The 2,792-nt window shown below is 67.5% G+C and carries 4 protein-coding genes and 1 tRNA gene; 3 read left to right on the top strand and 2 right to left on the bottom strand.

What is annotated here, in order from left to right; translation table 11 throughout:
• Positions 1–58 precede the first annotated feature (58 nt).
• Positions 59–415 carry an aspartate 1-decarboxylase gene (gene panD, locus ACT6QK_RS14930; RefSeq protein ID WP_444598609.1) on the top strand — a complete coding sequence of 119 codons (357 nt, stop codon included), beginning with the start codon at positions 59–61 and terminating at the stop codon, positions 413–415.
• A 141-nt stretch (positions 416–556) separates the two neighbouring features.
• On the opposite strand, the gene ACT6QK_RS14925 is transcribed toward panD, so the two are convergent.
• A complete protein-coding gene (locus ACT6QK_RS14925; RefSeq protein ID WP_444598608.1) occupies positions 557–1,318 on the bottom strand; it encodes an SIMPL domain-containing protein in 762 nt (253 codons plus the stop codon).
• A 188-nt stretch (positions 1,319–1,506) separates the two neighbouring features.
• Here ACT6QK_RS14925 and ACT6QK_RS14920 point away from each other — a divergent pair.
• Positions 1,507–1,582: transfer RNA gene (locus ACT6QK_RS14920), tRNA-Ile, on the top strand.
• A gap of 50 nt (positions 1,583–1,632) precedes the next feature.
• Complete coding sequence (locus tag ACT6QK_RS14915) at positions 1,633–2,124, top strand: GAF domain-containing protein (protein ID WP_444598607.1); 492 nt, start codon at positions 1,633–1,635, stop codon at positions 2,122–2,124.
• A gap of 148 nt (positions 2,125–2,272) precedes the next feature.
• On the opposite strand, the gene ACT6QK_RS14910 is transcribed toward ACT6QK_RS14915, so the two are convergent.
• Positions 2,273–2,792 (bottom strand): PLP-dependent cysteine synthase family protein (locus tag ACT6QK_RS14910; RefSeq protein ID WP_444598606.1); only part of this gene is annotated, 520 nt, incomplete at its 5' end.

Raw genomic sequence — 2,792 nt, 5'->3', positions numbered from 1 at the left:
TGAGCCGCCTGCGAGCGGGGGCCTATCGCCCCGTGTCCTATTTCGGAGACCGCCGTCCATGCTGGTCACCCTGATGAAGGCCAAACTGCACCGCGCGACGGTGACCCAGGCCGATCTCGACTATGAGGGCTCGATCGCCATCGACCGCGATCTGTTGGACGCCGCGGGCATCTTCCCGCACGAACAGGTGGATGTGCTGAACATCACCAACGGCGCCCGGTTCACCACCTACGCCATCGAGGCTCCGCGTGGGTCCAAAGTGATTGGCGTCAACGGCGCCGCCGCCCGACTGGTCCAGAAGAACGACAAGGTGATCGTGGTCACCTACGGCCAGTTGCCGCAGGAAGAAGCCCGTCAGTGGAACCCCACCGTCGTGCTGCTCGACGACGCCAACCAGATCAAACGCGCGGCCTAACCAGAAATCCTCTCCCATCGGGGGAGGGGGACCACGAAGTGGTGGAGGGGGCCAACCGCAGACACCGCGTCTGGGTCAACCCCCTCCACCGTCGTTCCGACGGTCCCCCTCCCCCTGCGCTACGCTTGGGGGAGGATTAGATCACCGATCTATGTCGTAGACGCCCGTCACGTCGATCTTGACCGACAGCTCGCCGCCCGAAACGGGGGTCGAGTCCGCCGCCATCGCGCCGGCGCGCATCGCGTACATCGGCATCGGCGGCTGGGGCGTATAACCACCGCCTTCGTTCAGGCTGCGGATGCCGCCCAGCTGGACGCCCAGGGCCTCGGCATAGAGCTGGGCCTTGGCCTGCAGGGCCTTCACGGCCAGACGGCGCGCCTCGTTCTCGGCCGCCGACGGATCCTTCAGGCCGAAGGCCACGCCGTCGATCTGGTTCACGCCCGCAGCGACCACGGCGTCCACGGTCGCGCCGGTCTTGGTCAGGTCCATGACCCGCACGGTGACGCGGTCGGAGGCCTGATAGCCGCGCAGCTTGGGTGGCTGGTTCTCCTGATAATCGTACTGGGCCTGAAGGTTCAGGCCCGAGGTCTGGATGTCGCGCTCGGCCACGCCCGCGCGGCGCAGGGCGGCGGAGACGGCGTTCATCCGCTCGGCGTTCTGGGCCATCGCCGCCTGTGCGGTCGGGGCCTCGGTCACGACGCCGAAGGTCACGGTCGCCATGTCGGGCGCCACCCGCACCTCGCCCGAGGCGGCGAGATTGAGCGAGGGCTGGGTCTGGATCATCTGGATGGTGCTCGAAACGGGGGTCTGCTGGACCGATTGGGCGGAGGCGGCCGTCGCCGCCAGGGCGGTCGAGGCCATCAGGGCGGCGCCGAGGGCGAGAGCGGAGAGTTTGCGGGTCATGGGTATCCTCAGGAACGAAACGCAGCCGACCCTGTGGCCGACCGTCATGGCCGCTTTCTGGCGGATCCCTCCTGAACGCGTGGACAGGCGATCCGCTCAGCTTCCGTTCATCGGCGTGAAATCGCGGCAATTGTGGAGGCGGCTTTGCAGCCTGCGCCCGGCCTGCTAACCCCGCGTGTCACCACTGGGGGCGAGTAGCTCAATGGTTAGAGCCGACCGCTCATAACGGTCTGGTTGGGGGTTCGAGTCCCTCCTCGCCTACCAAAATCGGTGCCGCCGCCTATATGCCGGTCCCCGCCAGATCGAGTTCCGACATGTCCTACATCGCCCGCGACGACCGCCCCGCCGACAAGGCTGAACGCTATGCCGAGGTCGAGGCCGAGATCCTGGCCGTGCTGGACGGCGAGCCGAACGTGACGGCGCGGATGGCGACGGTCTCCTCCATTCTGGCCGACGCCTTCCCGGCCTTCTTCTGGACGGGCTTCTACGTCGTCGATCCGGCGAAAGCGCGCGAACTGGTGGTCGGTCCCTATCAGGGGACGCTGGGCTGTCTGAGGATCGCCTATGGGCGGGGCGTCTGCGGCGCGGCGGCCGCGACCGGCGTCACCCAGATCGTGCCCGACGTCCACGCCTTCCCCGGCCACATCGCCTGCGACAGCCGCTCGGCCAGCGAGATCGTGGTCCCGGTCAAAGGGCCGGACGGCGAACTGATCGCGGTCTTCGATGTGGATGCGACCGAGAAGGCGGCTTTCGATGCGGTGGACGCTGACTGTCTGGAGCGGCTGCTGGGCAGGGTGTTCGGCTGAGCTACAAACCACACCAACACCGTCATCCTCGGGCTTGACCCGAGGATCGGAGGGTCCGCCTGCGCGAATTCAAATCCAGCGCACAGGGGGCGGATCCTCCGGCCCTCGGGTCAAGCCCGAGGGTGACGGATGAATGTGAAAGGCGACCCTACAGCCCCTCGAACAACGCCGTGGACAGATACCGCTCCGCAAAGCTGGGGATGACGACCACGATGGTCTTGCCCGCATTCTCGTCCAGGGCGGCCAGACGGAAGGCGGCGGTCAGGGCCGCGCCGGACGAAATGCCGACCGGAATGCCCTCGACCCGCGCGGCCTTGCGGGCCATGTCGAAACTGTCCTCGTTGGAGACCTGCTCGACGCCGTCGATCACCGAACGATCGACGATGGACGGCACGAAGCCCGCCCCGATGCCCTGGATCTTGTGCGGACCGGGGGCGCCGCCCGACAGAACCGGCGAGGCGGTCGGCTCGACTGCGATCAGGCGTACGGACGGCTTCTTCGCCTTCAGGGCCTGACCGACGCCGGTGATGGTGCCGCCCGTGCCCACGCCGGCGACGATGATGTCCACCGCGCCCTGGGTGTCGTTCCAGATTTCCTCGGCGGTCGTCGCCTTGTGGATGGCGGGGTTGGCCAGGTTGTCGAACTGGGACGGGCTGACGGCATTGGGC

It is taken from the genome of Brevundimonas sp. (genome assembly GCF_052436175.1).
GTDB lineage: Bacteria > Pseudomonadota > Alphaproteobacteria > Caulobacterales > Caulobacteraceae > Brevundimonas.
The sequence above is the reverse complement of the archived record's forward strand: the minus strand, read 5'-3'. Positions and strand labels throughout refer to the sequence as shown.